Origin of the sequence: Methylobacter sp. BBA5.1, assembly GCF_000746145.1 — a bacterium.
GTDB classification, from domain to species: domain Bacteria; phylum Pseudomonadota; class Gammaproteobacteria; order Methylococcales; family Methylomonadaceae; genus Methylobacter; species Methylobacter marinus.
Genome location: NZ_JQKS01000084.1, coordinates 1 through 1,599 on the forward strand (window position 1 = coordinate 1; position 1,599 = coordinate 1,599).

4 protein-coding genes are annotated in these 1,599 nt (G+C 52.7%); 2 read left to right on the forward strand and 2 right to left on the reverse strand.

Going from position 1 to position 1,599, the window contains the following annotated elements:
• Positions 1-222 (reverse strand): type II toxin-antitoxin system RelE/ParE family toxin (locus EK22_RS21785; RefSeq protein WP_036254464.1); only part of this gene is annotated, 222 nt, incomplete at its 3' end.
• Positions 222-668 carry an antitoxin PaaA2 family protein gene (locus EK22_RS21790; RefSeq protein WP_051962025.1) on the reverse strand — a complete coding sequence of 149 codons (447 nt, stop codon included), beginning with the start codon at positions 666-668 and terminating at the stop codon, positions 222-224. The genes EK22_RS21790 and EK22_RS21785, both read right to left, overlap by 1 nt.
• 193 nt (positions 669-861) lie before the next feature.
• Between EK22_RS21790 and EK22_RS21795 the strand changes: the two genes are divergently transcribed.
• Both EK22_RS21795 and EK22_RS21800 read left to right on the forward strand, forming a co-directional pair.
• Entirely contained in the window at positions 862-1,143 is a 282-nt protein-coding gene (locus EK22_RS21795; protein ID WP_036254467.1) for a type II toxin-antitoxin system RelE/ParE family toxin, read from the forward strand.
• Between the two features lie 19 nt (positions 1,144-1,162).
• Positions 1,163-1,444, forward strand: a complete 282-nt coding sequence (locus EK22_RS21800; RefSeq protein WP_235209475.1) for a HigA family addiction module antitoxin — start codon at positions 1,163-1,165, stop codon at positions 1,442-1,444.
• Positions 1,445-1,599 lie beyond the last annotated feature (155 nt).

Consider the following 1,599-nt stretch of genomic DNA (forward strand, 5'->3'; position numbering starts at 1 on the left):
CACAATGCGATACAGCACAATGTAGTTAGGGTGCGCCACCAGCTCCCGCGTCCCTTTAATGCGGCCTGGACGGTACAGCTTCGGATGCTCCGCCAAAGCCGCCACTTTGCCCTCGATGCTATTCTTTAGCGCCTGCGCGGCGGTTGGGTTGTCGGCGGCGATATACGCGACAATGGCCAGCAGGTCGGCGCTGGCCTTTGGCCGCCATTCAATCGCATGCATTAACCGGCTTTCTGGCTGGCATTGTCGATAATCGCCTGAGCCTCCGCCATAACTTGCGCGTGGGAAACATTCGGCCTGGGGTCGTCGATAGCCTCCTGCACCTCATCAGCCAGCCAGTTGCGATAGGCGGCGGCTTCGTGCGCGGCCCGCATCCGTTCGGCGGCGTCCTTCCTGCGCCTGCTATGGACAGTGGCGGCGCTGTAGTTGCTGGCGTCGATGCCGTCCACCTTAACAATTTTTAACTCGTCGCGTAGGTATTGCATGCAGCTATCCAGACTGCTCCAAGTGCGCGGCTTGTCGGTGCGCTGCGTCCCGAGCGGGGTTTCTTTCATCCCGATTTTGAGCATGACGCACCAGCCGCCGGGCTGGCCGACGATGGCCGCGCCGCGAATGGCGGCGGCGTCCACCAGCCGCCGGGCGTTCGGGGTGTCGATAGTGACTGTCATAAAAGCCTCACAGTAATGATAGAATTATAATAGCAAGCATTCTGACAATTACTAGATAAAAATGCAACAGCGAATAGTTTAATAGGCTGGCTATTTGACATAACGCCCGTTGCGCGCACAAAATCCCAATTGACACCTATAACGTTATACGTTACACTAAGCGCTAATATTTTATTCCACGGACGGCTTATTCATGATTAAAAACTTTAGACACAAAGGCTTAAAAGCCCTGTATGAAAACGATGACAAAAGCGGCATCAAGCAAGACCAGGTTAAACGCCTTCGGTCATTACTGGCTAGGCTGGATGCCAGCCGCGTAGTGTCTGATATGGCTTTGCCTGGACTGCGGCTGCATCCTTTGCAGGGCGAACTCAGCGGATTTCATGCCGTTGATGTATCGGGCAATTGGCGGTTAATTTTCCGTTTCAATAATGATGGCGATGCCATTGACGTTGATTTAATTGATTACCACTAGATGAGGTAAAACTATGGCTATGATGAATCCACCGCACCCCGGCGAAACCATTCGGGAGTTGTGCCTTGAACCTTTAGGTTTGAGCGTCACCGCCGCCGCCGAAGGGTTGGGCGTAACGCGCAAAACACTTTCAGAACTGTTGAACGGCCATTCTGGCATTTCCATAGAAATGGCGGTGCGCTTGTCCTCTGGCTTTGGCGGCAGCCCGGAAAGCTGGTTATTGCAACAAAACCTCTACGATCTTGCTCAGGCCAGGAGCAAGCTAAGCGGCATAAAAACCAAACGGTTCGCCGCCATTTAAACATTTTCGCGGGCGCGAAAAAATTAACTTGTGCTCAAATTTTGTATTATTTTTTTCGCGCCCGCGAAAATAGCCTATAAGATTCCTTATAAAGTCTGTTAGGCGAAGTATGCCATGTGGATCACCTCCTACCCACATGGCCGGAATGGGGTTCT

Bases quoted from the DNA above. Each gene is read 5' to 3' on its own strand.
- EK22_RS21790 (WP_051962025.1), bottom strand. From the start codon at position 668: ATGACAGTCACTATCGACACCCCGAACGCCCGGCGGCTGGTGGACGCC.
- EK22_RS21795 (WP_036254467.1), top strand. From the start codon at position 862: ATGATTAAAAACTTTAGACACAAAGGCTTAAAAGCCCTGTATGAAAAC.
- EK22_RS21800 (WP_235209475.1), top strand. From the start codon at position 1,163: ATGATGAATCCACCGCACCCCGGCGAAACCATTCGGGAGTTGTGCCTT.